Source organism: Rhizobium rosettiformans (assembly GCF_016806065.1).
In the GTDB taxonomy this organism is placed as follows: domain Bacteria; phylum Pseudomonadota; class Alphaproteobacteria; order Rhizobiales; family Rhizobiaceae; genus Allorhizobium.
In genome coordinates this window covers 1,983,997-2,007,956 of record NZ_CP032405.1, presented here as the reverse complement: position 1 = coordinate 2,007,956, position 23,960 = coordinate 1,983,997, and the positions used below count along the sequence as shown (strand labels likewise).

The following is a 23,960-nucleotide window of genomic DNA, read 5'->3' as shown; positions in this document are numbered from 1 at the left end:
GGGTCTCAGACTTTGAGGGCTCGGATGGCGAATTCGGTCAGATCTTCCGGACCGGCGCGATTGGTCTTGCCGATACACTGTGCGACCATCTGGGGATGGTGCAGTGGCGAGGTCGCCGCGCCGAAACAGCGCGCCGCATGGGCCGGGTCGCCCTTGGCGAACTCTCCCTTTTCCATGCCTTCCGCAATGATGTCGGTCAGGATGGCCTGGATTTCGTCGATATGCTTGTCGATGACGCCCCAGCTCTGCTCGATCGCGGCCACGACCATGTCATGCACCTTGCGCTCATCGAGCATGGTGGCCACGGTGAACTCGAAATGCGTCATGGAATAGCGGCGCAGCCTTTCCTCCGCACTGACCGGAAGGGCAGCGATGGACTGGGCGATGGACAGGCTCTGATGCAGAAGCCGGGCGCAAACGCCCTCCAGCAACTCGCTCTTCGAGCCGAAGAACCTGTAGATGTTGGCCGGCGACATGCCGAGTTCCTTTGCCACATCGGCGACGGTTGTCTTGCTGTATCCGTAGTGACGAAATTGCCCCTCCGCCGCCTCAAGGATGCGGGTGGACATATCGGCTGCTTCGGTGGACGGGACTGTGCTCTGGGTCATGATGATTTACGACTGACGATTTTTGAATTTCGTCATTCGTAAATCAAAAATCGTCACCGGTCAATCGACTTGTCAAGCGATGCGTGAATTGTGAGTAGAGGCGAGAGCCCTCACGAGAACAATGGCAAGCGGGCACAAGAAGCGCCATGCAGCCTAAAGAAAGAGCTAAAATGCAGATGTGGCGCGTGACTTTTTAAGGAGGCTGAAGCGAACGCTTTGGGTCGGTGTTGTCTGACACTTGTAACCGGAATTCTGGGAATACGTGATAAGAGCCGATAATTGCTGATAAACAGCAAGGAAGAACAATAACTTGAAGCATTTGGAGCGGCGGCGGCGTGCGGCGGCTTCTGACACGGGAATTTATCCGTTTGCCGCCCCATCGGTCAAGATCGGCCTCGGCAGCCCTCCTCTTCAAGGCAATCCTCAAAAATCGTTGAAAGGCCTTTAAGGCGGCTTCAAGCCATTGAAAAAACAAGGTTGAGGCATTTCGGCGAAGTAAGCCGGGTGGCCTGGACGACGCCTTTTGGAGGGCGAAATTCCAATTTGAGGTTCCCTACTGAGGCGGAACCTTAAGTTTTTGATGAGGCAGGGAGAGAGAAAAGCCCGGATTTTCGGGCATTTCCGGTGTCGCGGCACGCAAATCGAGGGCCTTTCGAGGTTTTGCAAGGTTCCTCCTGGCTGCGGCGATTTCAGCGCTTCCGACTACGCCTTGAGGCGACATATTTATATGTCTTCTCCAGCTCGTCGTTGGCCAGTTCCTTGATGCTCTCGCTGCCGAAATTCTTCAGAGCATAAGCGCGCAGCGCGGCCTCATCGTCCGGGGTCTTGGTGTTGGCCCAGATCGCCTGGATCTTGCGCTTGCGCCAGTCTTCGCCGTCTTTCAGCGGGGCCGAGCGCATGCCGTGCAGGCTTCCTATCCACTGGTTCAAATAGCTGCGGGCCTTTTCAAAGTCCGCCGCCGCGATGAGCTGATAGCTGTTCACCTTGCAGTGCTTGTTCAACGCGGCCCAGACAGCCCTATAGGATTTGGGCGCCTTTTTCAAAAGCTCCTCCTTCTCGACGACCTTGTTCACCAGCTCGGTCAAAATGGCACGCTGCTCGATCGAGATATGCTCGTCTCCTGGCCGGGTCTCGGGCCGCACCGTGGTGCGGTGGGTCTGGGTGTTGACGATGCTGATGTTTGCACCAGCCCCGGCAAAGCCGACGCCCGAGACATTGCCCTGGATGACCTGTTTTTCGAAACCGACCTCGTCGGCAACCTTTTCAACGTTTTTCGAGCGGACGCCCGTGATGATGTATTGAACATCCGCCCCGGCCCCGGCGGCAGCTACCAAAACATCTGAGCGGAATGCGGTCTTACCCGCCTCAATTACGCGAAGCCCCTCAGTGCTTAGCCCAAGAAGCCTTGCAAACGCCGCCCTGCTGTACCCGAGCGCCTCGCGCTCCTCCGCCAGACGTGCGGCAACATCAGACATTTCGACCAAAATCAGAACCTCACACCAATTATATCTGGACACCCAAAAATCTTTGGGGTACCAAATCACATGAAGCCGCTTTGATACGGCTTCGATTGATCCAAACCATTCAACAAAAAGCCGATGCGCCAACACCGGCTTCCTGAGGAGTACACAGATGACCAAGCCCAAGTGGGACCGGCATTCCATTCTCGGCGAATTGCGCCGCCGAGGCATGACAATGGCCAAGCTTGCAGAACTTCGCGGGATCTCTCCCGGCGGGTTCCGCACGATCTGGACGCGCCAGAACGAGAAGTCCGAACGGGCTATCGCGGAGTTCCTCGGCGTTCCGGTCGAAGAGCTTTTCCCCGATCGCTACCCGAAGTCCGCCGCGAAGATACTCGCCCGCGAATACCAGACGTCCGGCAAGGCCGCCTGACCGTTCCTGCGCGGCTTTTGCCGCTGCAGGCCTATCTTCATCTTTACCGCGAGTCGATCAATGACAAAACGCGACGAGAGAATTACCTGTTTCGAACTTCAATCCTTCGGGCAGCGGTTCCGCGAAGAGTGCGGCAACTGGCCCGACGACGAGCTGTCGGAGTGCCTCACGCTGACGCCATCGGCGATCGAGAAGATCCGGACAGGCCGCATCAATCCTGACGGCTATCTGCTGTTCAGCATGGCGACCTGCGGGATGGACATCCAGTACATGATCAGCGGCGTCCGCTCGGGCAACACCTATGACGTTGCCGCCTCGATCAACCGGTTCGACGAAATGGAAATGGAGGAGCGCGATCTTTCGCCCGAGGAGATCGCGGTCGCCGAGACCATGGCACACAAGCCGATCTGGGCGAACGGGCGTCGGCCGAAATGGTGGAGCCATATCGGCGTCAGGGCGGTTCTCACCAGCGCGCACCGGCAAATGACGATCGAGGGGGCGCTGTGGCGGGTGCGCCACCTGTTCGGGGCGGCGCAAGTGCCGTCGCGAAGCTCCGTCGGTCGCTACTGGCAGAGGTTAGATGCCCTGCACGGCCAGAGCGAGGCCGCGTGATGCGTGACGCCAGCCGCACCGCTGTTCTCGCCTTCTACCTTGCGGTTCGCAGGGATCTGATCCCCGGCGGACAGACCCGGCCGGCCAGCGTCACGACCCAAGCTTCCGCCAAATCCGGCGCGCAGCCAATGGCGAAAGCGGATGGCGAAATCGCCAGCCGCAACCCGTTCATGCCCTCCCCTTCTCCTGCCTGCCAGGTCGCGGACCTGATCATGATCTTTTCCATCGTCGCGAGTGCGCTTGCGGCGAGCCTCGTCCTCCTTCTCGCACAGTTCTGAGAGGCCTCATGCTCAATCCCTATTCAGAAGACGAACGGCTGCAGGCGATGATTTCGGCCTGTTACCGCGCCAGCCGATCGCATTTCAATCACATCGCCATTCGCGACATCATCGCGCCGCCGCGCGAGATGTTCGATGCGAAGCTCGCCCGCCAGATCGCCATTCATATCCTGAATGTGGAGTTCTCGATCCCGCGCCGCCGGCTGGTGATGATCCTGACCGTTGCGCGCACCACGATCCTTGGCGCTGTTCGCACCGTCGACGAGCGGATGCACGACCCCGTGTTCGAGCGGGCCTATCAGCGGATTTCAGCGCGGGCGAAGGACCTGTTCATGGCCGAGCTGCAGGATGCTGCCCGTCGCGACGAGGAGGCTGCATAAATGGCGACGTTCAAGACCGTTTCGATTGCCTCGATTCATGTCGGTGAACGCGCCCGTCCGATCGACGAGGATCACGCTGCCGCCATTGCCGCCTCCATGATGGATCGCGGGCTGATCAATCCGCTCACGGTTCGCTCAACACCGGCTGCCAATGGCGGCAAGACCCCGCTGACACTCGTGGCGGGAGGGCATCGCCTTCGCGCTGCCGAATTGAACGGCTGGGAAGAGATCGATGTCATCGTCGTCTCTGCAGACGCCGTCGAGGCGCAGCTGATCGAACTTTCCGAGAACATCTACCGTAACGAGCTTACCCCTCTCGATCGGGCGCTGTTCGTCCTCAAGTTCCGCGAGGTCTACGAGGAGAAGTTCGGCAAAATTGCACGTGGCGGTGATCGCAAATCAAAGGACACCGGGTGCCCTTTGATTTTTGCCCCTGGCCGAGAGCTTTCCCAGCAGGTCCAAGAGCGCCTCGGATTTGGGCCAACGACCTATAAAAAGGTCACGCGCATCGGTCAAAAGATCACTCCTGCCCTTCGTGCAGCCGTTCGTGGAACACCTGCAGAGAACGACCAGAAGGAACTGCTGAAGCTCGCCAAGCTGCCAGCCGACGATCAGGGCCGCGTTGCGGCCAGTTTGCGAGAGGGCGCGGATCTCAAGACCATCTGGGGCTGGCTGAAGCCGAAGGTCCAGCTAAATGCCGATGCCTTGCAGGACGAGACTTACAACAAGATCGTCGCGCTGCTTGCCAAAGCCGACGAGACCACCGTGCGGCGGGTGCTCGACCACATCGTCGACATGCGCGGTGCCTCCAGCCTGGAGGCCGCAGAATGAAGCGCGACCCTGCCCAATTCGACTTCTGGCCCTCGGCGGTCTTCCCCGTTCGTGCCGCCAAGGAACAGATTGACCTTGACCGCTTCCGCTCGCGGCTCAAGCGGGAGATGGCGCGCGCCATCCGCGAGTGCCCGCATGACCGCCCGACGATTGCGGCCCGCATGGCCCATTATCTGCGGCTTGAAGCCGTCTCGAAGGGGGCTCTCGATGCCTATACCGCCGAGAGCAAGACCGGCCACGATATCAGTCTCGTCAGGTTCAAGGCCTTTGTGCGCGCCACCGGCGCGAGCTGGCTGTGGGACGTCGTGCTGTCGGATGACGGGCTGCTGTTGCTTGAGGGCGACGAAGCGCGCCTCGCGGAAATTGCGCGTCTGCGCCAGGAGCAGCGGGCGCTGACCCGCGAACTCAACCGCCTCACCTCGACCCCGGTCACCATTCGCCGCAAGGGAGACCTGGGGTGAAGAGGATTTCGATCATCGGACAGATTGCCGAGATAGACCGCGAGATCGCCATGCGCCAGCGGGTTTATCCCGAGCACGTGCGGACCGGCAAGATGCGCCAGGCGGAAGCCGACATGCTGATGGAGCGCGCCTACGCGATCCGGGCAACCTTGATGTTCTGCCGCGAGCACGAGGCCGATATCCGCGCCTATATGGCTGCCCGCCCGAAGGGAGGGGACGCATGAAAGAGTGGTTCACCCTTTCCGATTTGGCGGAAGCCAAGCTTCCCGACATGCCCTGGACGATCAAGGGCTATGACAAATACATCATCCGCCATGGCTGGCGAGCCATTGGCAAAGTGCGCAAGCGCCAGGGCCGCGAAGGCGGCGGTGGCTTCGAGTATCACATCTCGCTGTTGCCTGATCCGGCCCGGCAGAAGCTCGCCTTCCTGCATTCGGCCCCTGTCGGCGGTGACGGTGACCGCTCCGCGCTTCTGTGGCGCAAATACGAGGCGCTGACCGAGACGCAAAAGACCGTCTGCAAGGAGCGGCTTGCGATCATCTGCTCTGTCGAGGACATGAAAAAATCCGGCATCAGGGCGCTCGACGCGATCAAGCATGTCAGCCGCAAGGCCGATATCTCCATCTCCACTTACTACCAGTGGCAGTCTCTGGTCGAAGGTCATGCCCGGCAGGACTGGCTTGCGGCCCTTGCGCCATCTTCATCGAAGATTGCCGACGGTGTCGTCGCCGATCTCGCCCCCGTGCATCCCGACGCCTGGGACATGCTGGTTTCGGATTACCTGCGCCCGGAAGGCCCGGCCTTTGCCGCATGCTACCGACGGATGGAGGACGTGGCCAAGCGGAAGGGCTGGGCACCTATCCCGCATGAGCGGACGCTTCGCCGCCGGATCGACATTCAGATCCCCAAGGCCGTCCAGGAGCTTGCGCGCAAAGGAAAGGAAGCCTCCAAGAGGCTCATTCCGGCCCTGCAGCGCTCGGTCGCCCATCTCCACGCGATGCAGATGGTCAACACAGACGGTCACAAGCTCGACCTGCATGTCTCATTTCCAGGCCGCGAGAAGTGGGGCCGCGTCTATCTGATGGCGATCCAGGACATCTATTCGCGCAAGATCCTCTCGTGGGTTTTATGCGAGGCCGAGACCTGGGAAGCGGTGCGCACTGCCATCGGCAACATGGTCGAGACCCACGGCATTCCCGATCGCATCTACATGGACAACGGCCGCGCCTTTGCCTCGAAAATGATCTCCGGCAAGGCCAAGCGTCGCAACCGGTTCAAGATCACCGAAGATGAGGTTGCCGGGCTCTTGAAGACGCTCGGGATCGATGCCCGCTTCGTCAACCCGTATTCCGGCCAGTCGAAGCCCATCGAGCGCGGATGGGGTGATCTTGCCGAAAACATCGCCAAGCATCCGGCCATGGCCGGTTGCTATACGGGCCGCAGCACGCAGCACAAGCCGGAGAACTACGGCTCGCGGGCAGTCCCGATCGACGAGCTTGAGCGGCACGTGGCGATGTGCGTCGAGGAGCACAATGCCAGGACCGGGCGCAAGACCGAAACGGCCAAGGGGCGGAGCTTCGACGCGGTATTCGCCGAAAGTGTTGCGAATCCCGCCAATACCTATGTGCGCTTTGCCAGCCCGTCGCAGCGGGCGCTGTGGATGCTCGCCGCCGTCAACGTGACGGCCCGCAAGCCTGACGGCGCAATCCACCTGTTCGACAACCGGTACTTCCACCCGGCGCTCAACAACTGGATCGGCAAGAAGCTGAAGGTCCTGTTCGATCCGTCCGACCTGCATGGCGCCGTCAAGGTCTATGCACCTGACGGCCGGCTCCTCTGCGATGCCGAGTGCGTGGACAAGACCGGCTTCGATTGCGCCGACGCCGCGCGCGAAATCGCCCGTGCCCGCGCCACCAAGAAGAAAGACCAGCAGGCGGCGCTGAACAGCGCCCGCAAACTGTCCGATCTCGAACTGAAGGAGCTGACGGGCCGAAGCGGCAGCCGCAAGCCGGCAAAGCCGAAACCCGCAGCGCCCGTCGTCACACGGCTGATCACCCGCACACCTGTCGCAACCAAGGTTGTGGAGGTGCCGGAGGTGACGGTCGACGAACATCAGTACGAGGACGCATTCAGCCGCGGGCTTGCCCGCGTGGCAGGCGGCGATGCCGCCATCATCGAATTCCCGAGAGGGGATCGCCCGACAAGTGGTGCGTTCGGGCGCAGACCGCGAACCGAGAAGTAGTGCGTACGGTTCCACTGAAAAAAGAGGGCGGGTCACAGTGACCCGCCCGACAATCAAAAGCACAGGAACCTTTAAATGCTAAAGCCGAAGAATACAATGCAAAACTGGACTTTCCCGACGCCCGCGCCCGAGTTTCTTCAGCGCCACCCGGAACCGGATGTCGAAACATGGCGGAAACTCTTGAGCCGCGTCATTGACGCGGCCAATGCAAACTCCTGGAACAAGGCTGAAGTTGCTCGCCGCGCAGGCATCAAGGACGGCACCTTCTCGCAGTGGTCCAATGGCAACTATCCGGGGGTGCTCGCCAACATCAACGAGCAGGTCAGCAACTGGCTGGAAGCGCTGGAAGAGAGCGCCAGCATCGCGGCAAGCCTTCCGGTCTCGCCTACCTTCGTCAAGACCATGGTCGGGGCCGACATCTATAATGTCTTGCTCTTCACGCAGATCACGGCAGGCTTCACCGCAATCACCCTGCCCTCCGGCTCCGGCAAGACGACGGCTGCGCGGCATTTCTGCAATACCCGCCCTCATGCCTGGATCGCCACGATCAGCCCGCACACCAAAACCGTGCACGCGATGCTCATCGAGCTTGCCGCCGAACTTGACGTGCAGGAAAACAACCCGACCAAGCTGGTCAGGGCGATCGGCAGGAAGTTGCAGCGCCTGGGCGACGGCACGCTGCTCATCATCGATGAGGCTCAGAACCTCGTGCCGGACGCTGTCAACCAGATCCGCCATTTCGTGGACATCAACAAGTGCGGCGTCGCCCTTATCGGCAACGAGGATACAGCCGTTTCCTTCGTGAAGGACAAGGGATCGGTCGCAAGCCGCGCCCAGGTGGCGACGCGCTTTGACCGCCGCCTAAAACGGGAGCGTGACCCCGTGCACGACGCCGCCATGCTGATTTCCGCCTGGGGTATTACCGATCATGATTGCGTACGCTTCCTGCACAATATCGCGACGAAACCCGGCGCTCTTCGAAACATCGACCGGACGATCAAAGCCGCGATGATGGCCGCGCTCGGAAACGGAGAGGAGCTTAACCTCAGCTATCTGAATGCCGCCTGGCGCAACCGCGACATGGGAGACATTTCATGAGCGACGCGCCACTCAACCTTAGCGAAACCCTCGCACTCCTGGTGGATGATTTTGAACGCGTCCCCGCTGTCGGAGCTTCGGTCACTCTGGATGCAGGCGAGTTCGAACGGCTCATAGACATCCTGCGCACTTCGCGTTCCCTTGCCGCCAACCTCGAACTTGAAGTCCGCCTTCTTCGTGACATGGAAGCCGGACGCGAGATCCGGTCGAGCCTTGATCGCGAGGCTGCCGACCAGATCAAGGCGCTGCGCGTACCGGGGGGCGACAACGTTGTGCGGCCCAGCTTCCGGAAAGGAGCAAAGCCATGATGGCCAGCCCCTTCGCCTCTGACCTCATCGGCAATGTCATCCAGGCGTTCCGGCCACACCGCGAAACCGGGATGATCCTCGAACCTAAGGCAGTAGACACACTCATCAGGAACTTGCGGACAATCGAGGAGCTTGCTCGCGAATATGAGCAGGAGCTGGCGATCCAGATGGAGTTGCGCAAACTTTCATTTACGCCGTCTGAACTGCGCCCCCGTCTCGCCACCGATCGTGTCGACACTCAGATCGGCGGCAATGTCTATCGCCTGCCGACACGGATCCGCGTGATCGAGCACGGCCCGGATGGAGGTGACGCGGCATGACCGACGATCACATCCTCGTCCTAGCCGAGATCCGCATCCCGCTAGATCGCATCGTTGATCAGGTCGGGGCCGGCGTCTCCAGCACTTTGGCCGGGTCCAGCACCAATCCGAAGAGCGGCACCAAGAAGAGCCGCACCTTCTTCGTCATGCAGCGCGTCGAACAGGTCGTTGCTGCCTTCGATCACCAACAGCTCGCCAGCGGCACCGCTGGCGAGAAGGAAGCCCGCCAGCGCCTGCATGATGCACTCCTGCGGCTGCGCTCGTCCTACCTCAAGAACAAGGTGTCCTGATCATGGAAGCCGTCATCATTGAAGAAAAGCCAGAGACCGGCGTGACCGTCATGAATGGTCGCGAGTTCATGACCGATGCGAAGGGACGCCTGGTCCCGCTTGCGAACGTGTCCGCTCAGGACAAGCTGGAAGACGAAACCGTCCGCAAGATCATCGGCTATGCCAAGGAGCTGAACGCTCAGATCGCGCGGTTCAGGGACCATACGATCGGCGACATGAACAGCTTCGACGCGCTCCTGGCGCAGGAGTACGGCGTGTTCAAAGGCGGGCGTAAGGGCAACAAGACCTACCACAGCTTTGACGGGCTGATGCGGGTCACCTTGCAGGTGGCTGATCAGATCACGTTTGGACCGCAGCTTCAGATCGCCAAGACCCTCATCGACGAGTGCCTGAACGAATGGTCCGCTGACAGCCGCCCAGAAATCCAGGCGATCGTCACCCGCGCCTTTAACACCGACCAGGAAGGCAAGATCAACAAGAGCGAGCTGTTCATGCTGCTCCGCCTCGACATCCCTGACGACCGCTGGAACCGGGCCATGGATGCGATCCGCGCCTCCATGCGGGTCACAGGCTCCAAGGAATATGTCCGTTTTCACTATCGCGAAAAAGTCGAGGACAGATGGATGCCCATCACCATCGACCTCGCTAACGCCTGAAGGAGGCTGCGATGCTTAGCAAAATCATGGATACCGCGAAGCTCATAGAGGGCGGCCTGAAGGCACTTCCGCCCTACGTCGAAGATCGGGGGGTAAGTGCCTGGGAGGATAGCTTCGCTCGTCGTCGCAAGGCTGCACGGCAGGTGATGCTCGATGCGATAGAGCAAGCTGGCGACGGGAAATACTCCGGCGACATCGGCAACCATAGCCTTGTGATCGACGGCGTCGCTGTAGTTGGGCGCAGTGCGTACGAACAGCTCATGGCCGGCTGGCTAAATGCCGCAGCCAAGCGTTTGGCAGGTGCAGCATGAGCAACGCACACTCTATAGCCCGCGACCAGCTCCGTGCCTTTGTCGAACGCATCGAGCGCCTGGAAGAAGAAAAGAAGACGATCGCTGACGATATCGCCGATGTCTACGGCGAGGCCAAGGCGATGGGCTTCGACAGCAAGATCCTGAAGAAGGTCATCGCACTCCGGAAGAAAGACGATCAGGAGCGGATGGAAGAGGATCTGGTCCTCGACACCTATCTGCACGCCCTTGGCATGATCGAAGCACCGGCAGAGGAGCAGGTGTGATGGATATCGATCTCATCAAGGTGGGCGGAATTCTCATCATCCTGGCTGCAATCTCCGTCGCCGGAATCAAGGCCTCGAAAGGTCAGGAGGGCGACTGCCTGGCGCTCTTCATGGCTTTTCTCATGACGGTGGCGGTCTTCCAATGAGCGCGGCCGTGATCACTCTCGTCGCCCAAAACAACTGCCCGATCTGCGGCAGCCAGATCACGAGCGGAGGCGGCGGTGTCGCCTTCGCCTCGGCGACCTTCGCATGTGGTACTGAACTGCAGATGGCCAATGGCGAGATCGTAATCGGCACACCATGCCCCGCCCCGAGCTATGTGGCCGTCCGGGCTCTCAACGAAACGGTCCGCGCTACGACCACGGGAGGCGCGGTATGACAGAACCCACCCGCCGTGAGCGCATCCGCGCAGCCGCGATCGAACACTTCAGTGACGAGGGACACCAGCTGGTCGTCCACGAAGGTGAGACCTATGCCCGCTTGGTCGAGAAGGCCAGGAGCTGCACCATCATCCTCGCCGAGATCAATCTCGACACGTTGGCCAGCCAGATCGACAGGAGACTGAAATGACGTCCTCGATCGCCGCCATCCACGTTGCCAAGAAGCAGCTCGGCCTGGACGAGGATACCTACCGGGCCAAGCTCACCAACATCACCGGCAAGTCGTCGGTGAAGGAGATGACCGAGCAGGAGCGCCAACGTGTGCTGACGGTTCTGCGCAATGACGGCTTCATGCCGGCCGAGGGCAAGGAGAAGGTGAAGGGGCTGACCGGCAAGTATGCCAAGAAGCTCCAGGCACTCTGGATCGCCGGCTACAATCTTGGCGTCGTCAAGGATCGCCGGGACACGGCTCTGCTCGCCTTCGTCAAGCGCCAGACTGGTCTCGATCATACCCGATTCCTGCATTACGCCGACGACGGCCGGGCCGCGATCGAGGCGCTGAAGGGCTGGCTGAAGCGGGAAGCCGGCGTCGGCTTCGGCAACACCAATGGATACGACTGGCTGCAGCGCGACGGTGCGAAGATCGCCTGGGCGCAGTGGCGCATCATTCATCCAACGGCAGGCCTCATTACCCGACAGGGTTTCGACCAGGAAGCGATCCGGCTCTCAGGCCGAGAAGATGCCCAGGTGCTGAGCCACCTCGTGGACAGCGACTGGCAGCGTGTGATGAACGCTCTTGGCAGCCAAGTTCGTGCAGCGAAAGGCGGTGCGTGATGGCGAAGCTTCTCTGCACCCACTGTGGCCAGCCCATGGGCGACTTCTCCGGGATCGACGTCGCCAAGCTTACCCGTAACGAAATGCTGATCGTCGAGGCGCTGGTTCAGGCGAACCACCGCCTGACCTCGATCGGGGTTCTCATCGAAAAGGTATGGGGCGACTGCCCGGATGGCGGGCCTCTGAGCGCACCTATCGCTGTCCGTGGCCATATCTGCACCGCCCGCAAGAAGCTTGAAAAGGCTGGCTGGACGATCCGCGCTCAGAAGGGGCACGGCTACCGGCTGGAGCGTCTTGACGCTGGAAAGGCGGTGGCATGATGACGGAGTTTCAAAAACGGCTTGAGGCAAACATCCGCGAGAGCCTGCGCTTCGCCGTGGGTGAGGTTCAAGACGATGCGGTCGCCCATATGGTGGCCGGCGTCAACGCCGTGCTCAATCATCCCAGCGCTCCAATCCTGCAATCAACGGAGGTGCCAGAAATCGACGGCGGGCGCTTTGAGGAATGGACGCTCCAAGACTTCGCCTGGCAGTGCCGAATGCAGGCAAGAGAGCAGCTCGATCCTGAATTATCACGGTTCATGGCCGCACTGGCTAAGCGCCTTTCAGCCTTGGCTGCGAAGCCGCAAACCCGGTCGGAGGTGGCATGATGGTCGCCTACGGCTTCAAAAAGTACTTCGCGCCTCAGATTGAGGACGGCAGCAAGGGACATACCATCCGGGGCCACCGCCGCCGGCATGCCCATGTCGGCGAGCCGGTGCAGCTGTTTACAGGCCTGCGCACCCGCCATTGCCGGAAGATCATTCCGGATCCGATCTGCATCGCGGTTCTCCCGATCATTATCATGTCCTCGGACCTTATCGAGGCCGGCATCGCTTACATCGAGGTCGACGGCACGCCTCTGCACCGGGACGAGATCGAGGCCTTTGCCGTCTCTGATGGTTTCGATCCTGCCCGTCTGCAGGGCATCGCTCCGGCCAGACTGATCGGTGCCTCCGCACGCGAAACCATGGGTCGCTTCTGGGCAGCCGAAAATCCCGGCTCGATCTTCCAGGGCGTGATCATCCGTTGGGAGGCTTGCCCCTGATGGCCCGTGCGCTGCCGCTCTTCGACGCCATGGAGCTGGACAAGATCCGGCGCGAGCGCCTTGAGCTGCAGCGCAAGCTTCAACGCGGCGGTGTGGAAGCTCGCACGCGCATTCACCGGGAAGAGCAGCTGCGCGTGCTGACCGCCCGTCAGATCGAGATCGAGCTTCGCCTCGGGATAGCGGGGAAGAGATGAGCGAAGACAACGTTGGAGAACTGATGACGGCACTGGGCGACGACGGTTTTTTCGCGCTGGTCGAAGCGCATGCTGGTGTGCGGCTTTACGTGCCTGAAGATCTTGCTCGCTCTGAGCTTCCTAAGGCGATCGGATTTGAGAATGCCGCCCGTCTTTCCAAACTCTATCCGTGCGGCTATATCAAGGTTCCGCTTGCTCGCCCGTTTCGCGCGCTTCGGTACCGGGAAGCCGGAATGAGCAACCGAGATATCGCTCGTCGGCTCGGTTTGACCGAGAGCGGTGTAGAAAAGCTTCTGAAGCGCGCTCGCACCGCAAATCCCGGGCGCGGCGGAAAGCCCAAAGATCCTCGTCAGCTGGAACTGCTTTAATCCACACCCGCCGAGGCGGGCATGTCTCGACGCGCAACCTGCCGTTACTTTCGCTCCAGATCACTAGCCGGTTCGGCCAGTCTTATTTCTGGAGCCCATCATGACAAGATCCGTTAGCCCGAAGGGGCGAAAGTTCCTCTACGCTCACGAGGGCGTGGTGAAGAAGGCCTATCGCTGCCCGGCCGGGATCTGGACGATCGGCGCTGGCCTGACGACCGCATCGGGCGTCATCACCGTCAAGCCTGGCATGGTGATTACCGAGGCCGAGAATGATCGCCTGGTCGATCTTGCTCTGAAGCGAAACTATCTGCCGCGCGTCCTGAAGGCGCTGGGCGACAGCTGCAGCCAGCACGCGCTCGATGCCGGAACGAGCTTCGACTACAACACCGGCAAGATCCATTCGGCTTCCTGGGTCAAATCCTTCCTTTCTAACGATCCGATCGACACGCGCCGCCGCTTGCTGATGTGGAATAAGGGCAACGGCAAAGTGTTGCCTGGTCTGACACGGCGCCGTGCCGAGGAAGCAACCCTTCTTCTCGACGGCCGCTTCCCGGCGGAAATCGAGCGTTCGGTCACGGGTATCCAGACGCCGATCGACTCGCGGATCGGCTCCCATGCAGCAATCGTGATTTCGCTGACGACGGCCGAGATCGAGGAAGCCAAGAAGGCCCTGGTGAAACTTGGCTACAATGCTGGCGCGCCGACCGGTGCCATCGATCGGGTGGCTGTCGAGATGTTCCAGAAGGCCCATGACCTGACGGTTGACGGCAAGGTCGGGATGGCCACGCTCGCCACCCTTCAGCGTGAACTCGATGCCCGCTCGAAGGCAGCTCAAGGCTCCGTTGCGACGGCTGGCGGTGCTGGCGTGGCAGGCGGCGACCAGGTCGCCGGAGCTGTCACCGGGCCTGCACCCGTCGATCCTTCTGCCGTAGCCCCCGATCAGATCGCCACGGCTATCGGCCTCGGCGTTGCAGCCGTCGCAATCCTCTATCTCGCCTGGCAGGCCTACCGGTACCGCGACGTCATAGCCGCGCGGATCGCCGATAAGGCTCCCCGCGTTGCAACCTTCCTCCGGAGCTTCTGACATGTCTGCATCCGCAGTGATCCTCGGCATGGCCGCCAAGATCGGGGCTCCGATCATCAAGAGCATCATTGAGAAGAAGATCGGCGGCGTGAGCGGCGATCTGGCCGGCGCCGTCATCGACGCTGTTGCCGAGAAGGCTGGAGTTGCGCCCGACCAGCTATCGGCTGCGCCCGTCAGCAAGATCGAAGAGGCCGTGCGCCAGGTCGAGGCGGAGGCTCCCGAGATGATCGCGCTTTATGAGGCGGGCTTGAAAGGGCAGTTCGAGCTGCTTCAGGCGGAGCTCCAGGAGGGCTTCTGGCAGAGCGCCTGGCGCTGGGGCTGGATGTATCTGCTCGCCTTCCTCTGGGTCTGTGCCTTCCTGCTCTTCCCGGTGCTGAAGGCCTTTGGCGTCGCGCTCGACCCGATCGACAGCGCCACCCTGATGACGCTCACTGGCTGGTTCATCAGCCTCTACATGGGTGGCCATACCGTGAAGGAAATCGGGCGCCAGGCAGTCGAGGCGGTCAAGACCTGGCGGGGTCCGCATGTACAGTGATTTCGACCGGGAGATCGGCGAAGCCCGCGTCGAGCAGGAGCGTCAGGCGAGGATCGATGCCGCCCGCGCGGCTCTGCAGAAGCATGGCCGAGAGGTCTGTGAGTGCGGCGCGACCATCTCGGCCGCTCGGCGCGCCGTCTATCCATCCGCCACGCGTTGCCTGGACTGCCAGGAGATTGCCGAGAAGGAAGCATACCTCAGATGACCCCAGCCGAAATCTCTCAGTATCTCGGGCTGGCGCTCGCAGTGATCGCGCTTCTCGGCCATGCCAAGGGCTACTTTTCCTCCGGTCAAAAGACGCTCAGCGAGGATGTTTCCGAGGCCAAGAAAAAGATCATCGAACACGATCGGCGCATCCAGACCATTGAGGGCGAGATGAAACACCTGCCGAACAAGGACACGGTCAACAAGCTCCAAGTGGATATGACCGAGCTGAAGGGCGACATCGCGCTTATTGCCAAGTCCTCCGAGGCGACCGAGAGGGCCACGCGCCGGGTCGAAGAATTTCTACTGCGCCACGATAAATGAGGGAAACGATGCTCTCCGAAGATTACAAGAAGTGGGTCGATGAGAACATCCGCCTGATCATCCTCAAGGATCTTGCGGATCCACGTTCCGGCGGGTCCACCAACACGTTCCTCATCCAAAAGAGCCTGGAGCGCTTCTCCTACAAAAAGTCGCGCGACTATATCTGCAATCAGCTCCTCTGGATGGAGGAGAAGACAGGTGCAGTCAAAACCCGGACCGAGGGCACAGAGACCAGCGCCGTTTTGACCCGCGCCGGCCGTGACCATGTCGAAGGACGGCACCATCTTGCCGGTATCCAGAAACCCGGCGACGCGGAGTAAGTCATGGCTCCGCACATCCGCCCACGTCCGTCGTCTATCGACCTCTTGCCCGAGGAGTGCGAGGGCATTGTCGCCTGGGCGTTTCAGGAGCTGGCCAACACGCCGCGCTCCCAGACAGAGGTCTATGCCGAATTTCGGAACAAGCTGATCGCGCTGCAGGGCGAGATCGGTCTTGACTTCGATATCCCGCATTTCTCCTCGTTCAATCGGCACAATCTGCGGCTCGGCAAGCTCACCAAGAAGATGCAGCGAACGCAGGCGATAGCGAATGCGGTGGTTGCCAGCTCGAATGGTGTTGATGCCGACAAGCTGACACAGGCGTCCACCCGCATGCTGAAGACCCTGCTCGTCGAGGTCATGGAGAACGCATCCGATGAAGGAATGAGCTTCAAGGAAGCCAAGGAAGCAGCCACCGCACTTCGCCAGCTGGCGCTTGCCGAGACGGCATCAACTGGGCAGCGCATGAAACTCGAAGCCGAAGAGAAGCTCCGCCGCGTCGAATCCGAGATGAAAGCCAATGCCGAGAAGGCGCTCGACACGCTCTCCAACGAGCCCGGTATTTCCAAGGCAGCGATCGCTCGCGCACGCCGTGACTTCCTTGGCGTTCGTCCCATGAAGAAGAAGAAGGACGAGGCTGAAAATGGTTGAACTGCCAAAGGGCCAGTGGACCGATCCGCCGGTGCTTGCCCGCAATCCGGAGGAGCTGCCTGACGATCTGCCACGTGGTGCCGAGATCCCCGAGGATCTCGACCCGTTGGCTGAAGGCGTCCTTATGGCGCATCAGGCTTCCTGGATTGCCGATGAAAGTGACTTGAAGATCTGCGAGAAGGGCCGACGTACCGGCGTCACCTTCGCCGAGGCGCTCGACTGCACGCTAATCGCTGCAGCTCAGCGATCGGCCGGAGGCCAGAATGTCTTCTACATCGGCGACACCAAGCCGAAAGGTCGCGAGTTCATCGGTTATGCGGCGCACTTCGCCAAGGTCGTGGCGAAGGAGATGCTGACGATCGAGGACGGGATCTTCTTCGACCAGAAGGCAGACGGTTCCACCCAGGCGATCTCCAGCTTCATCATCCGGTTCGCCTCCGGCTTCCGGATCGAGGCGCTGTCTTCCAGGCCAGAGAACATTCGCGGTCTGCAGGGGACCGTCGTCATCGACGAGGCGGCATTCCACCGCGACGTTCGCAACGTGCTCGATGCCGTCAACGCGCTTCTGATCTGGGGCGGCCGCATTCGCGTCATCTCCTCGCACAACGGTGTCAGCAGTCCATTCAACGAACTGATCAAGGAAGCTCGGGCGGGGAAGAACCCCTTCAGCATCCACACCTATTCCTTTGGCGACGCTGTCAGGAACGGCCTCTACAAGCGCGTGTGCCTGATCAAGGGCGAGGACTGGACCCAGGAGAAGGAAGATAAATGGGAAGCGCAGATCCGCGCCTCCTATGGCACGCGCACCGCCAAGATGCGCCAGGAGCTGGACGCCATCCCGGCCGAGGCCGAGGGTGCGGCCATGACCCGTGTGCTGATCGAGAGCTGCATGTCTCGGGATCTTCCGGCCGTCGTGCGTTGGGACCGCCCTGACGACTTCAAGAACCTCGACGATTACGAGCGGGAAGAGCAGGCTTCAGAGTTCTGTGAAGGCATTTTGAAGCCGCTTCTCGACGCCCTCGATTCGGGGCGTGAGCATTGCTTCGGAGAGGACTTCGCCCGATCGGGAGACAAGACCGCCATCGTTGTCTTCGAGATCGGCGCCGACCTCGTACGTCGCGCGCGCCTGGTCGTCGAGTTGAAGAACATTCCCTTCGACCAGCAGCGGGACATCCTGTTTTTTATCGGCGATCATCTGCCGCGCCTGACTGGCGGCGCGCTGGATGCGCGAGGCAACGGACAGTATCTGGCGGAAAAGGCGCGCCAGCGCTGGGGCGAGTGCATCCACGAAGTGATGCTGTCGGCCAAATGGTATGCGACGAACATGCCGGCCTATATCGAAGCCTTCGGCGACAAGAGCCTGCTCTTTCCCTATGACGCCGACATCCTCGCCGACCACCAAGCGCTCGCCTATGTCAACGGCATCATCAAGGTGCCGGATGAGCATTCGAGCAAGGGCGTCGACGGCTACGATCGTCATGGCGACGCCGCTCCGGCCGGCGCGCTCGCCTGGTTCGCGAGCTGCCAGGAGGCGCTCGCCTATGGCTACGAGACCAACCGCAAGATCGCAGGCTCCGGCATGGCCGGCCACAATGGCGGACCGCCTCTTGATGAAGACAGGCGCGGCCGCTCGATCGATTTTACTTTGAGAGGTTCCCTGTGATGGCCAGCCTGAAGGACTATCTCGGCCGCGTCGTCAAAATGCTGACGCTCACTGATCCCCACGCCACACCGCAGGCCGGTGGCGTGCGCCAGGTGATCTCCGGACACCCGGCGAATGGGCTCACCCCGCAGCGCCTGGCAAACATCCTGCGCTCGGCAGCCGAGGGAGAGCCTGAGGCTTATTTCGAGCTGGCGGAGGACATCGAAGAGCGCGACCTGCATTACGGGGCCGTCATGGCGACCCGCAAGCGGTCGGTCGCCCAACTGCCGATTACGGTCAAGGCTGCGTCCGATAGCGCCGAACACAAGAAGCACGCGGATTTTCTACAGGCTTGGATCGATGAGGAAGTGCTGCGCGCCAACCTCTTTGACATGCTCGACGCAATCGGCAAAGGTCTCTCGGTCATGGAGATCGACTGGCAGGTGAAGAACGGCCTCGTCATGCCGCGTGATCTGATCTGGCGGACGCAGCGCTGGTTTACCTTCGACCGCGCCGATGGCGAGACCGTGCTCCTGCGCGAAGGGGTGGCAGGCGAGCCGTTGCCTGAGCACAAGTTCATCGTCCATCGCCACAAGTCAAAATCCGGCCTTACGATCCGATCGGGCATCGCCCGCGTGGCACTCTGGGCGTGGATGTTCAAGAGCTTCACGACGAAGGACTGGGCAATCTTCTGCCAGAACTATGGCCAGCCGATCCGGATCGGCAAATATGGACGCGGTGCGACCGAGGAGGAGAAGGACGTTCTCTGGCGTGCAGTCTCTGGGATCGCGGGCGACTGCGCCGCGATCATCCCGCGCGAGATGCTGATCGAACTGCATGAGGTCGGCTCAAAGAGCAGCTCGACGGACATGTATGAGCGGCGCGCGGACTGGCTCGATCGCCAGGTGTCGAAGCTTGTGCTTGGCCAAACGACCACGACCGACGCCGTCTCCGGTGGCCATGCCGTCAGCCAGGAGCACCGCCTGGTGCAAGAAGACATCGAGCGCGACGACGCCGGCATGGTCACCGCGACGCTCAATCGCCAGCTCGTGCCGAACATGATTGCCTTCAACTTCGGCCCGCAGGACCGCTATCCACATCTTCGCGTCGGCCGTCCGGACGAGGTGCCGCTGAAGGAGTTCTCGGAAGCCTTTGCGAAGCTGGCACCATATGGCCTCACGGCGGATGAAAGTTACCTGCAGGATCGCATGGGCATCCCGAAGCCAAAGGCTGGCGCTGTCCTGGTTGGGGGGCGCTCGCCCACAACAGCGGTGTCATCGCCGATCGACGGCCAGCCGCCGGCACGTCAGACCGCGTCAGCGAGCATCTTTGACAATCTCTTCAAGTCCGCGCACCAGCGTAACGAGCCGGAGGACACGGTTGAAATCCTGACCAAGCGTCTCGACGAGGAAGCGGCTGGTGCGATGAACGGTCTGGTCGACGAGGTGAGGAAGGCACTGATGGATGCCTCCGATCTGCGCGATGCAGCCGAGCGGCTTGCGAAGCTCGACCTGGCGCCTGATGATCTGGCGGAGGCCATGGCGCGAGGCATGGCGCTCGCTCATCTCGCCGGCCAGGCATCCCTCATCGACGACTTGAAGAGCCGCTCGTGAAATCGGCTCACAGGCGCGCAGCAAGGGGTAAGGACGGGCGCATCCCCGTCTCTGACCCTCGAAGCGCGTCCACGGGCTTTGAAGAGGCTTCGAAAACGATGATGGGAGTGAGGCGAGGATGGTAACGACGGCTTCCGCACTCGATCTGCCATTCGACGAGGCGATCGCCTTCTTTCGCGAGAAGGCGTCCGTGCCGACGCGCAGCTGGCGCGACGTCTGGGATGCGGCCCATTCGAAGATGTTCATGGTCGCCGGTGCCAACAGCGTTGCCCTGGTCGACGACTTTAAAGCGGCGATCGCCAAAGCCCTCGAACAGGGCACGACGCTCGAAGAGTTCCGGACCGACTTCGACCAGATCGTGAAGCGCAACGGCTGGTCCTACAAGGGCGAGCGCGGCTGGCGCACGCGAACCATCTTCGAAACCAATTTGAGGACCGCTCAGGCGGCGGGACGCTATGCCCAGCTGACCGAGCCGGACACTCTCGAAGCCTTTCCGGGCTGGCAATACAATCATTCCGGTGCGCTGCATCCGCGCCTCGACCACAAGAGCTGGAACGGCACCGTGCTTGCCGCGACCGATCCAGCCTGGAAGGTGATGTTCCCGCCGAACGGTTTCGGCTGCGGCTGCTTTGTCACCCCTGTCTCGATGCCGGCGTTGCGGCGCATGGGGAAGAAGGGCTTCGATCGCGCTCCGGATCTCGACCAGCTCGGCACCGACCAGCCGCGCGGTGTCGACGCGTCCTTTGCCTATAATCCCGGTGAGGCGTGGCTGCGACAAACCGCGCCTGGTCCGACAGCGGTGACGGCAGACGAAGCCAATGTCGCGGCCTTCGTTGCGTCCAGCCTTCGCGGCAAGTGGCCCGAGGGTAGCTGGACGGTGGTCGGTATGCATGGCGATGACGTGGCAAGCGCTCTTGGCGTCGAGGCCGGGACTGAGCTGCGGCTCCTGGCAGACGTGATCCGCACCAATGCCGGCGATGAGATCTCGGCCGATGCCTATGCCACTATCCCCCGCCGGCTTGCTCGCAGGGCAAAGGTTGAGGATAGCGGCGATGGGCGGTTCCTGATCTCGGGGCGTATCGACGGTGACGACTGGCGGGCGAGCGTGCGCGTTGAGCGTGATGGCAATCGCACACGCGTCCTCCTGGACAAGCTGACCCGTGAGGAAGGCCGATGAGCGGAGCTGCGATCTCGCTGACATTCCAGGTGATGGATGAAGAGGTGCAGCGCGCCGTGCAGCAGCTCGGCCGCGTAATGACCAACACGCGGCCTCTGATGCACGCGATCGGCGTCGGCCTGGTCGGATCGACCCATCAGCGTTTCATCAGCCAGACCGATCCAGATGGTCAGGCATGGCAGACCTTGAACCAGGACTATGCCTCGACCAAGCGCAACAGCCGCATCCTGACTGAAAGCGGACGACTGCGTGACAGCATCAATGCGCGGGCCTCCAATGACGAAGTCCGCGTCGGCTCGAATGTCGTCTATGCTGCTATCCACCAGCTCGGCGGGACCATTCGCCCGAAAAATGGCGAGCTGCTCGTCTTCCGTGTTGGCGACCGGCTGATCAAGGCGAAAAGCGTCACCTTGCCCGCGCGGCCCTACCTCGGTATATCTGTCCAGGACGAAGCCATGATCGCTGAGACGGTCTTCGGTTTCCTGGAGCGCGTCACGCGCCGCTGATCCTCCCTTCATCGCCGCCTTGATGCCCGCACCTGCGGGCATGATACCGCCGTGCCCTGCATGGCACTTTCGCGGCATGCAAACAGCTATCAACTCCTTCCTCCTGCCGATGGGCAACGACGAGGCCGAAAACGGTCCGCCCGAATGGGTGCACCTCGTTCCGGCCGGCGTGTTCTCAGGAAGTGACGGTCGCGGTCCCTACGAGGTCACGTCGCCGTCTGCCGTCATTGCCGCGTCGATGTTGCCGGGGCGCAAGCTGCCTATCGACGTCAATCATGCGATCGACCATCTGGCCCCCGAGGGTAAGCCGACGCCGGCCGTCGCCTGGATCGTGGCGCTGGAAGCTCGTGACGACGGTATCTGGGGCAAGGTCGAATGGACGCCTGAAGGTGTCTGGATGTGGGCTTCGAAAAGCTACGGCTACCTGTCGCCGGTCTTCACCCACACGAAGGATGCGCCGCATCAGGTCGTGCGCGTGCTTCGCGCTGCCGTCACCAACAACCCGAACCTCACTCTCACCGCACTCCACAACCAACAGCAGGAGACTGCAATGCTTGAACAGCTGCGGAAGGCGCTTGGCCTTCCGGAAACCGCGACGGAGGCCGATGTACTGGCGGCCGTCGCCTCCGCCCATCAGGCCCAGCAGGAAACGGCAACTCATGCCGCCCTGGTCGGCAAGATCGTCGAAGCCGTTGGCCTGCCGGCAGGCACGTCCGGTGACGCCCTCGTCACCGCGCTTCAGTCACGCGGCAAGGTTACTCCGACCGAGGCCGAGAATGCTGAGCTGCGGGCGAGCGTCACCTCGCTCCAGAGCCAGCTCACTACGCTGATCTCGAACCACGCCCGCGATCGCGCCGTCGTCGTCGTCGAGGACGCAGTCAAGGCGGGTAAGATCGTGCCGGCGCTCAAGGAGCACATGATCGCCCGTCACATGAAGGATCCGGCCGAGGTCGAGAAGGAGATTTCGCTCCTGCCGTCGATCAACAGCGGCGGCCTCGGCGGACGCAAGGTGCCCGAAGCCGAAGGCGGTGGTCTGACGGACGAGGATCGCCAGGTCGCGGCCATGATGGGCGTCGACGAAACCACCTTCGCCGCTTCGGCAAAGGCTCTGCACGGAAAGGGCAACTGATATGGCCGCCACTGACGATATCCGCTCCAAGCGCAAGCCGGGCCTCGGTCGCTCCTACGGCTACCCCGTGCTTGCCAATGTGAAGATCTTCGGCGGCTCGGCTGTCGGGATCACAGCCAACCGGGAAGCTGTTCCAGCCGGCCACGTCTCGGCGGTCAAGCTGATCGGCTTCGCCGAGCAGCGCGCCGACAACACCGGTGGCGCAACCGGCGACCAGGTCGTGAACATCGAGAAGGATGTGCGCCTGATCCCGCTCGCCGGCGCCACAGTCGCGAACATCGGCGCCACGGTCTACGCGTCCGCCGACGACACCTTCACGCTCACCGCAGGCTCGCTGCTTGCAATCGGCACCATCGACGCCATCGACGCTGACGGCGTCTGGCTCAAGACCCTCTGAGGACGTCCACATGGATATCAATGCAAGCACTCTGCGCGCGATCTACACGGGCCTTTCAACCGCCTACAATGCCCGCTTCAGCGCAGTGCAGACCTTCTACACCACGGTCGCCATGACCGTGCCATCCAGCACGGCCATGAACGAGTATCCGCGCCTCGACGATATTCCGGGCTTCCGCGAATGGCTCGGTGACCGCATCGTCCATGACCTCGGCGCTCAGACCTACGTCATCAAGAACCGCACGTTCGAGAAGACGATCGGCATTAAGCGCGAGCAGATCGATGACGATCAGATCGGCATCTTCACGCCGGTTGCCGGTCAGATGGGACAGGACGCTGCTCAGTTCCCCGACCAGCTTATCTGGCCGCTCTTCAAGACCGGCGAGACCGTGAAGTGCTACGACGGCCAGTATTTCTTCGACACCGACCACCCCGGCTACAACGAAGCCGGCGGCGCGATCTCGGTTTCCAACTTCACCGATGGTGCTGGCCCCGCCTGGTACCTGGTCGATGACACTCAGGTGATGAAGCCGCTGGTCTATCAGACCCGACGCCCGTTCGTTCTGACGCCTCTGCAGAGCCCGGATGATCCGAACGTCTTCTACCAGAACAAGTTTGTCTGGGGCGTCGATGGCCGCTGCAACGCAGGCTTCGGTCTTTGGCAGCTGGCGCACAAGTCGAAGGCCACACTCAACGAGGCGAACTATGAGGCAGCCCGCACGGCGCTCTCGACGATCCGTCGCCGCGATGGCTCTCCGCTCAACATCCGTGGCGCGAAGCTGATCGTTCCGCCGGCACTGGAGGGTGTCGCCCGCAAGCTGGTGGCCGCCGAGACCGCAGCGAACGGCGCCACCAACGTCTGGAACCGCTCGGCCGACGTGGTCGTGGTTCCGTACCTCGCCTGATCTCGGACAGGTCAAGCGTCCCGAGGCCGTCGCCAGTCTTCCTTCCGACTGGCGACGGGTT

39 protein-coding genes are annotated in these 23,960 nt (G+C 61.6%); 37 read left to right on the top strand and 2 right to left on the bottom strand.

What is annotated here, in order from left to right; translation table 11 throughout:
• Positions 1–5 precede the first annotated feature (5 nt).
• Together D4A92_RS09690 and D4A92_RS09685 are read right to left on the bottom strand one after the other, a co-directional pair.
• On the bottom strand, positions 6–608 hold the full coding sequence (locus D4A92_RS09690; protein WP_203019556.1) for a TetR family transcriptional regulator: 603 nt from the start codon (positions 606–608) through the stop codon (positions 6–8).
• Between the two features lie 689 nt (positions 609–1,297).
• Positions 1,298–2,215 (bottom strand): transcriptional regulator, encoded by a 918-nt coding sequence (locus tag D4A92_RS09685; protein ID WP_203019554.1) that lies wholly within the window; start codon positions 2,213–2,215, stop codon positions 1,298–1,300.
• Between the two features lie 25 nt (positions 2,216–2,240).
• On the opposite strand from D4A92_RS09685, the gene D4A92_RS09680 reads away from it, so the two are divergent.
• The 37 genes from D4A92_RS09680 (at position 2,241) to D4A92_RS09500 (ending at position 23,899) form a co-directional block, all read left to right on the top strand.
• On the top strand, positions 2,241–2,501 hold the full coding sequence (locus D4A92_RS09680; RefSeq protein WP_203019553.1) for a helix-turn-helix domain-containing protein: 261 nt from the start codon (positions 2,241–2,243) through the stop codon (positions 2,499–2,501).
• 60 nt (positions 2,502–2,561) lie between these two features.
• On the top strand, positions 2,562–3,113 hold the full coding sequence (locus tag D4A92_RS09675; RefSeq protein WP_203019552.1) for a hypothetical protein: 552 nt from the start codon (positions 2,562–2,564) through the stop codon (positions 3,111–3,113).
• Positions 3,113–3,391, top strand: coding sequence for a hypothetical protein (locus tag D4A92_RS09670; protein ID WP_203020103.1), 279 nt, complete (start codon positions 3,113–3,115; stop codon positions 3,389–3,391). Before D4A92_RS09675 ends, D4A92_RS09670 begins: the two co-directional genes overlap by 1 nt.
• Before the next feature lie 8 nt (positions 3,392–3,399).
• Positions 3,400–3,771 carry a hypothetical protein gene (locus D4A92_RS09665; protein ID WP_113731783.1) on the top strand — a complete coding sequence of 124 codons (372 nt, stop codon included), beginning with the start codon at positions 3,400–3,402 and terminating at the stop codon, positions 3,769–3,771.
• Entirely contained in the window at positions 3,772–4,602 is an 831-nt protein-coding gene (locus D4A92_RS09660; RefSeq protein ID WP_203019551.1) for a ParB N-terminal domain-containing protein, read from the top strand. It abuts the gene before it with no gap.
• Positions 4,599–5,063, top strand: a complete 465-nt coding sequence (locus D4A92_RS09655) for a hypothetical protein (protein ID WP_203019549.1) — start codon at positions 4,599–4,601, stop codon at positions 5,061–5,063. The genes D4A92_RS09660 and D4A92_RS09655 overlap by 4 nt, the downstream gene beginning before the upstream one ends.
• Positions 5,060–5,287 (top strand): hypothetical protein, encoded by a 228-nt coding sequence (locus tag D4A92_RS09650; RefSeq protein WP_203019547.1) that lies wholly within the window; start codon positions 5,060–5,062, stop codon positions 5,285–5,287. Before D4A92_RS09655 ends, D4A92_RS09650 begins: the two co-directional genes overlap by 4 nt.
• On the top strand, positions 5,284–7,305 hold the full coding sequence (locus D4A92_RS09645) for a transposase domain-containing protein (protein WP_203019545.1): 2,022 nt from the start codon (positions 5,284–5,286) through the stop codon (positions 7,303–7,305). Before D4A92_RS09650 ends, D4A92_RS09645 begins: the two co-directional genes overlap by 4 nt.
• A gap of 96 nt (positions 7,306–7,401) precedes the next feature.
• Positions 7,402–8,403: an AAA family ATPase gene (locus tag D4A92_RS09640; protein ID WP_246754055.1), complete on the top strand. Its 1,002-nt coding sequence runs from the start codon at positions 7,402–7,404 to the stop codon at positions 8,401–8,403.
• The gene (locus D4A92_RS09635) at positions 8,400–8,711 is read left to right on the top strand and encodes a hypothetical protein (protein WP_203019543.1); all 312 of its coding nucleotides are present in this window, start codon (positions 8,400–8,402) and stop codon (positions 8,709–8,711) included. The genes D4A92_RS09640 and D4A92_RS09635 overlap by 4 nt, the downstream gene beginning before the upstream one ends.
• The gene (locus D4A92_RS09630; RefSeq protein ID WP_203019541.1) at positions 8,708–9,031 is read left to right on the top strand and encodes a hypothetical protein; all 324 of its coding nucleotides are present in this window, start codon (positions 8,708–8,710) and stop codon (positions 9,029–9,031) included. Before D4A92_RS09635 ends, D4A92_RS09630 begins: the two co-directional genes overlap by 4 nt.
• Positions 9,028–9,321, top strand: coding sequence for a hypothetical protein (locus D4A92_RS09625; protein WP_203019539.1), 294 nt, complete (start codon positions 9,028–9,030; stop codon positions 9,319–9,321). The genes D4A92_RS09630 and D4A92_RS09625 overlap by 4 nt, the downstream gene beginning before the upstream one ends.
• A gap of 2 nt (positions 9,322–9,323) precedes the next feature.
• Positions 9,324–9,977, top strand: a complete 654-nt coding sequence (locus tag D4A92_RS09620) for a DUF3164 family protein (RefSeq protein WP_203019538.1) — start codon at positions 9,324–9,326, stop codon at positions 9,975–9,977.
• 11 nt (positions 9,978–9,988) lie between these two features.
• Entirely contained in the window at positions 9,989–10,288 is a 300-nt protein-coding gene (locus D4A92_RS09615; RefSeq protein ID WP_203019537.1) for a hypothetical protein, read from the top strand.
• Positions 10,285–10,554, top strand: coding sequence for a DUF2312 domain-containing protein (locus D4A92_RS09610; RefSeq protein ID WP_203019535.1), 270 nt, complete (start codon positions 10,285–10,287; stop codon positions 10,552–10,554). Before D4A92_RS09615 ends, D4A92_RS09610 begins: the two co-directional genes overlap by 4 nt.
• Positions 10,554–10,700 (top strand): hypothetical protein, encoded by a 147-nt coding sequence (locus tag D4A92_RS09605; protein ID WP_203019534.1) that lies wholly within the window; start codon positions 10,554–10,556, stop codon positions 10,698–10,700. The genes D4A92_RS09610 and D4A92_RS09605 overlap by 1 nt, the downstream gene beginning before the upstream one ends.
• A gap of 8 nt (positions 10,701–10,708) precedes the next feature.
• Positions 10,709–10,933 carry a hypothetical protein gene (locus D4A92_RS09600; protein ID WP_203019532.1) on the top strand — a complete coding sequence of 75 codons (225 nt, stop codon included), beginning with the start codon at positions 10,709–10,711 and terminating at the stop codon, positions 10,931–10,933.
• On the top strand, positions 10,930–11,124 hold the full coding sequence (locus tag D4A92_RS09595; RefSeq protein ID WP_203019530.1) for a hypothetical protein: 195 nt from the start codon (positions 10,930–10,932) through the stop codon (positions 11,122–11,124). Before D4A92_RS09600 ends, D4A92_RS09595 begins: the two co-directional genes overlap by 4 nt.
• Complete coding sequence (locus tag D4A92_RS09590; RefSeq protein WP_203019528.1) at positions 11,121–11,768, top strand: regulatory protein GemA; 648 nt, start codon at positions 11,121–11,123, stop codon at positions 11,766–11,768. Before D4A92_RS09595 ends, D4A92_RS09590 begins: the two co-directional genes overlap by 4 nt.
• The gene (locus D4A92_RS09585) at positions 11,768–12,088 is read left to right on the top strand and encodes a helix-turn-helix domain-containing protein (protein WP_203019526.1); all 321 of its coding nucleotides are present in this window, start codon (positions 11,768–11,770) and stop codon (positions 12,086–12,088) included. The genes D4A92_RS09590 and D4A92_RS09585 overlap by 1 nt, the downstream gene beginning before the upstream one ends.
• Positions 12,085–12,417: a hypothetical protein gene (locus D4A92_RS09580; protein ID WP_203019524.1), complete on the top strand. Its 333-nt coding sequence runs from the start codon at positions 12,085–12,087 to the stop codon at positions 12,415–12,417. The genes D4A92_RS09585 and D4A92_RS09580 overlap by 4 nt, the downstream gene beginning before the upstream one ends.
• Entirely contained in the window at positions 12,414–12,854 is a 441-nt protein-coding gene (locus D4A92_RS09575) for an ASCH domain-containing protein (RefSeq protein ID WP_246754054.1), read from the top strand. Before D4A92_RS09580 ends, D4A92_RS09575 begins: the two co-directional genes overlap by 4 nt.
• A complete protein-coding gene (locus tag D4A92_RS09570; RefSeq protein ID WP_203016772.1) occupies positions 12,854–13,048 on the top strand; it encodes a hypothetical protein in 195 nt (64 codons plus the stop codon). The genes D4A92_RS09575 and D4A92_RS09570 overlap by 1 nt, the downstream gene beginning before the upstream one ends.
• A complete protein-coding gene (locus tag D4A92_RS09565; RefSeq protein WP_203019522.1) occupies positions 13,045–13,416 on the top strand; it encodes a sigma factor-like helix-turn-helix DNA-binding protein in 372 nt (123 codons plus the stop codon). The genes D4A92_RS09570 and D4A92_RS09565 overlap by 4 nt, the downstream gene beginning before the upstream one ends.
• Positions 13,417–13,516: 100 nt before the next feature.
• On the top strand, positions 13,517–14,500 hold the full coding sequence (locus tag D4A92_RS09560; protein ID WP_203019520.1) for a glycoside hydrolase family protein: 984 nt from the start codon (positions 13,517–13,519) through the stop codon (positions 14,498–14,500).
• Position 14,501: 1 nt separating this feature from the next.
• Positions 14,502–15,035 (top strand): hypothetical protein, encoded by a 534-nt coding sequence (locus D4A92_RS09555; protein WP_203019519.1) that lies wholly within the window; start codon positions 14,502–14,504, stop codon positions 15,033–15,035.
• On the top strand, positions 15,025–15,240 hold the full coding sequence (locus D4A92_RS09550) for a TraR/DksA C4-type zinc finger protein (protein WP_203019518.1): 216 nt from the start codon (positions 15,025–15,027) through the stop codon (positions 15,238–15,240). The genes D4A92_RS09555 and D4A92_RS09550 overlap by 11 nt, the downstream gene beginning before the upstream one ends.
• A complete protein-coding gene (locus D4A92_RS09545) occupies positions 15,237–15,563 on the top strand; it encodes a DUF2730 family protein (RefSeq protein ID WP_203019517.1) in 327 nt (108 codons plus the stop codon). The genes D4A92_RS09550 and D4A92_RS09545 overlap by 4 nt, the downstream gene beginning before the upstream one ends.
• An 8-nt stretch (positions 15,564–15,571) precedes the next feature.
• Positions 15,572–15,883 carry a VpaChn25_0724 family phage protein gene (locus D4A92_RS09540; RefSeq protein ID WP_203019516.1) on the top strand — a complete coding sequence of 104 codons (312 nt, stop codon included), beginning with the start codon at positions 15,572–15,574 and terminating at the stop codon, positions 15,881–15,883.
• Between the two features lie 3 nt (positions 15,884–15,886).
• Positions 15,887–16,531: a phage protein Gp27 family protein gene (locus D4A92_RS09535; protein ID WP_203019515.1), complete on the top strand. Its 645-nt coding sequence runs from the start codon at positions 15,887–15,889 to the stop codon at positions 16,529–16,531.
• Entirely contained in the window at positions 16,524–18,194 is a 1,671-nt protein-coding gene (locus tag D4A92_RS09530; protein ID WP_203019514.1) for a hypothetical protein, read from the top strand. Before D4A92_RS09535 ends, D4A92_RS09530 begins: the two co-directional genes overlap by 8 nt.
• Entirely contained in the window at positions 18,194–19,786 is a 1,593-nt protein-coding gene (locus D4A92_RS09525) for a DUF935 domain-containing protein (RefSeq protein WP_203019513.1), read from the top strand. Before D4A92_RS09530 ends, D4A92_RS09525 begins: the two co-directional genes overlap by 1 nt.
• A gap of 118 nt (positions 19,787–19,904) precedes the next feature.
• On the top strand, positions 19,905–20,963 hold the full coding sequence (locus D4A92_RS09520) for a phage head morphogenesis protein (RefSeq protein WP_203019511.1): 1,059 nt from the start codon (positions 19,905–19,907) through the stop codon (positions 20,961–20,963).
• A complete protein-coding gene (locus tag D4A92_RS09515; protein ID WP_203019510.1) occupies positions 20,960–21,469 on the top strand; it encodes a phage virion morphogenesis protein in 510 nt (169 codons plus the stop codon). Before D4A92_RS09520 ends, D4A92_RS09515 begins: the two co-directional genes overlap by 4 nt.
• A gap of 76 nt (positions 21,470–21,545) precedes the next feature.
• Positions 21,546–22,598, top strand: a complete 1,053-nt coding sequence (locus D4A92_RS09510; protein WP_203019509.1) for a phage protease — start codon at positions 21,546–21,548, stop codon at positions 22,596–22,598.
• 1 nt (position 22,599) lies between these two features.
• Positions 22,600–22,995, top strand: coding sequence for a hypothetical protein (locus D4A92_RS09505; RefSeq protein WP_203017359.1), 396 nt, complete (start codon positions 22,600–22,602; stop codon positions 22,993–22,995).
• A 10-nt stretch (positions 22,996–23,005) separates the two neighbouring features.
• The gene (locus D4A92_RS09500; RefSeq protein WP_203019508.1) at positions 23,006–23,899 is read left to right on the top strand and encodes a Mu-like prophage major head subunit gpT family protein; all 894 of its coding nucleotides are present in this window, start codon (positions 23,006–23,008) and stop codon (positions 23,897–23,899) included.
• Positions 23,900–23,960: the final 61 nt, after the last annotated feature.

What these genes read in the sequence shown, in the direction of transcription:
- D4A92_RS09645 (WP_203019545.1), top strand. Translation starts at nt 5,284, where the DNA reads ATGAAAGAGTGGTTCACCCTTTCCGATTTGGCGGAAGCCAAGCTTCCC.
- D4A92_RS09535 (WP_203019515.1), top strand. Translation starts at nt 15,887, where the DNA reads ATGGCTCCGCACATCCGCCCACGTCCGTCGTCTATCGACCTCTTGCCC.
- D4A92_RS09590 (WP_203019528.1), top strand. Translation starts at nt 11,121, where the DNA reads ATGACGTCCTCGATCGCCGCCATCCACGTTGCCAAGAAGCAGCTCGGC.
- D4A92_RS09610 (WP_203019535.1), top strand. Translation starts at nt 10,285, where the DNA reads ATGAGCAACGCACACTCTATAGCCCGCGACCAGCTCCGTGCCTTTGTC.
- D4A92_RS09570 (WP_203016772.1), top strand. Translation starts at nt 12,854, where the DNA reads ATGGCCCGTGCGCTGCCGCTCTTCGACGCCATGGAGCTGGACAAGATC.
- D4A92_RS09540 (WP_203019516.1), top strand. Translation starts at nt 15,572, where the DNA reads ATGCTCTCCGAAGATTACAAGAAGTGGGTCGATGAGAACATCCGCCTG.
- D4A92_RS09525 (WP_203019513.1), top strand. Translation starts at nt 18,194, where the DNA reads ATGGCCAGCCTGAAGGACTATCTCGGCCGCGTCGTCAAAATGCTGACG.
- D4A92_RS09625 (WP_203019539.1), top strand. Translation starts at nt 9,028, where the DNA reads ATGACCGACGATCACATCCTCGTCCTAGCCGAGATCCGCATCCCGCTA.
- D4A92_RS09515 (WP_203019510.1), top strand. Translation starts at nt 20,960, where the DNA reads ATGAGCGGAGCTGCGATCTCGCTGACATTCCAGGTGATGGATGAAGAG.
- D4A92_RS09665 (WP_113731783.1), top strand. Translation starts at nt 3,400, where the DNA reads ATGCTCAATCCCTATTCAGAAGACGAACGGCTGCAGGCGATGATTTCG.
- D4A92_RS09630 (WP_203019541.1), top strand. Translation starts at nt 8,708, where the DNA reads ATGATGGCCAGCCCCTTCGCCTCTGACCTCATCGGCAATGTCATCCAG.
- D4A92_RS09580 (WP_203019524.1), top strand. Translation starts at nt 12,085, where the DNA reads ATGATGACGGAGTTTCAAAAACGGCTTGAGGCAAACATCCGCGAGAGC.
- D4A92_RS09635 (WP_203019543.1), top strand. Translation starts at nt 8,400, where the DNA reads ATGAGCGACGCGCCACTCAACCTTAGCGAAACCCTCGCACTCCTGGTG.
- D4A92_RS09530 (WP_203019514.1), top strand. Translation starts at nt 16,524, where the DNA reads ATGGTTGAACTGCCAAAGGGCCAGTGGACCGATCCGCCGGTGCTTGCC.
- D4A92_RS09640 (WP_246754055.1), top strand. Translation starts at nt 7,402, where the DNA reads ATGCAAAACTGGACTTTCCCGACGCCCGCGCCCGAGTTTCTTCAGCGC.
- D4A92_RS09550 (WP_203019518.1), top strand. Translation starts at nt 15,025, where the DNA reads ATGTACAGTGATTTCGACCGGGAGATCGGCGAAGCCCGCGTCGAGCAG.
- D4A92_RS09675 (WP_203019552.1), top strand. Translation starts at nt 2,562, where the DNA reads ATGACAAAACGCGACGAGAGAATTACCTGTTTCGAACTTCAATCCTTC.
- D4A92_RS09565 (WP_203019522.1), top strand. Translation starts at nt 13,045, where the DNA reads ATGAGCGAAGACAACGTTGGAGAACTGATGACGGCACTGGGCGACGAC.
- D4A92_RS09545 (WP_203019517.1), top strand. Translation starts at nt 15,237, where the DNA reads ATGACCCCAGCCGAAATCTCTCAGTATCTCGGGCTGGCGCTCGCAGTG.
- D4A92_RS09595 (WP_203019530.1), top strand. Translation starts at nt 10,930, where the DNA reads ATGACAGAACCCACCCGCCGTGAGCGCATCCGCGCAGCCGCGATCGAA.
- D4A92_RS09660 (WP_203019551.1), top strand. Translation starts at nt 3,772, where the DNA reads ATGGCGACGTTCAAGACCGTTTCGATTGCCTCGATTCATGTCGGTGAA.
- D4A92_RS09520 (WP_203019511.1), top strand. Translation starts at nt 19,905, where the DNA reads ATGGTAACGACGGCTTCCGCACTCGATCTGCCATTCGACGAGGCGATC.
- D4A92_RS09575 (WP_246754054.1), top strand. Translation starts at nt 12,414, where the DNA reads ATGATGGTCGCCTACGGCTTCAAAAAGTACTTCGCGCCTCAGATTGAG.
- D4A92_RS09555 (WP_203019519.1), top strand. Translation starts at nt 14,502, where the DNA reads ATGTCTGCATCCGCAGTGATCCTCGGCATGGCCGCCAAGATCGGGGCT.
- D4A92_RS09680 (WP_203019553.1), top strand. Translation starts at nt 2,241, where the DNA reads ATGACCAAGCCCAAGTGGGACCGGCATTCCATTCTCGGCGAATTGCGC.
- D4A92_RS09505 (WP_203017359.1), top strand. Translation starts at nt 22,600, where the DNA reads ATGGCCGCCACTGACGATATCCGCTCCAAGCGCAAGCCGGGCCTCGGT.
- D4A92_RS09585 (WP_203019526.1), top strand. Translation starts at nt 11,768, where the DNA reads ATGGCGAAGCTTCTCTGCACCCACTGTGGCCAGCCCATGGGCGACTTC.
- D4A92_RS09605 (WP_203019534.1), top strand. Translation starts at nt 10,554, where the DNA reads ATGGATATCGATCTCATCAAGGTGGGCGGAATTCTCATCATCCTGGCT.
- D4A92_RS09500 (WP_203019508.1), top strand. Translation starts at nt 23,006, where the DNA reads ATGGATATCAATGCAAGCACTCTGCGCGCGATCTACACGGGCCTTTCA.
- D4A92_RS09510 (WP_203019509.1), top strand. Translation starts at nt 21,546, where the DNA reads ATGCAAACAGCTATCAACTCCTTCCTCCTGCCGATGGGCAACGACGAG.
- D4A92_RS09615 (WP_203019537.1), top strand. Translation starts at nt 9,989, where the DNA reads ATGCTTAGCAAAATCATGGATACCGCGAAGCTCATAGAGGGCGGCCTG.
- D4A92_RS09690 (WP_203019556.1), bottom strand. Translation starts at nt 608, where the DNA reads ATGACCCAGAGCACAGTCCCGTCCACCGAAGCAGCCGATATGTCCACC.
- D4A92_RS09620 (WP_203019538.1), top strand. Translation starts at nt 9,324, where the DNA reads ATGGAAGCCGTCATCATTGAAGAAAAGCCAGAGACCGGCGTGACCGTC.
- D4A92_RS09560 (WP_203019520.1), top strand. Translation starts at nt 13,517, where the DNA reads ATGACAAGATCCGTTAGCCCGAAGGGGCGAAAGTTCCTCTACGCTCAC.
- D4A92_RS09655 (WP_203019549.1), top strand. Translation starts at nt 4,599, where the DNA reads ATGAAGCGCGACCCTGCCCAATTCGACTTCTGGCCCTCGGCGGTCTTC.
- D4A92_RS09670 (WP_203020103.1), top strand. Translation starts at nt 3,113, where the DNA reads ATGCGTGACGCCAGCCGCACCGCTGTTCTCGCCTTCTACCTTGCGGTT.